At 81.0% G+C, this 851-nt stretch carries 1 pseudogene; it reads left to right on the plus strand.

What is annotated here, in order from left to right:
- Positions 1-851 (plus strand): annotated as a pseudogene (locus tag GJV82_RS19670) (hypothetical protein); the annotation flags it as partial.

Here is an 851-nt window from a genome sequence, read left to right on the forward strand (position 1 = left end):
ACGACCGCCGCCGCCGCGTTCGCCGAGGGGTCCGCCGCTCCGTCGGCGGCGCCCGGCGACACGTCCGCCGCGGCGCCGGCCGCGACCACGACCACCGCGCCCGCCCTCGGCGTGGCCGCCGCGGACCCCGCGACCGTCGACGCCGCGAGCGACGCCCTCGTGCGCGCCCAGTTCCTCACCGGGGAGGGCGCCGCGAGCCTCACGCCCGAGCAGGTCGCCCAGATCGAGGACGCCCAGGCGCGCCTCAGCCAGGCCGTCACCGACGCCTCGTCGGCGAGCCCGGCGTCCGGCCTCGCGGGCCTCGCCGCGGGCACCGAGCTCCAGGCCTCGGACGTCGCGGAGGAGACCGCGGACGCCCCGGCCGAGGCCGAGCAGGACGCGCTCACCGCCGCCGACACCCTCGCCGCGAGCGTGCCCGTGCTGGACGAGCGCGGCACCGACCGTGCGAGCCGGTCGTCGGGCCGCGTGCCCCTCGCCGACCTCGGCACCGTCGCGCCCACGCTGGGCGCCGCCGCCCCGGACCTCGCCGCGCCCGCGGACGCGCCGGACGCCGAGCCGTCCGACGAGGAGGCGGCCGCCGCCGCGATCGAATCCCCCGAGGAGGACGCCGCGGCCGCCGACGCCGCGACCGAGGCGCCCGACCTCACGACGGCCCCCGAGGCCGAGGGCGCCGACTCCTCCGAGTCGGCAGACGCCGCGGCTCCGGCCGGGACGGCGCCGACCACGGACGAGATCGCCGCTCTGACGGCCGAGCTCTCCACGCTGCTCGACGCCGCAGGATCGGGCGTGGCCGTCGAGGTCGTGCCCGGGCCGCCGTCGCCCGCGGAGATCGCCGCCCAGCTCGACCGGTG

The organism is Cellulosimicrobium composti, from assembly GCF_009711085.1.
Classification (GTDB): domain Bacteria; phylum Actinomycetota; class Actinomycetes; order Actinomycetales; family Cellulomonadaceae; genus Cellulosimicrobium; species Cellulosimicrobium composti.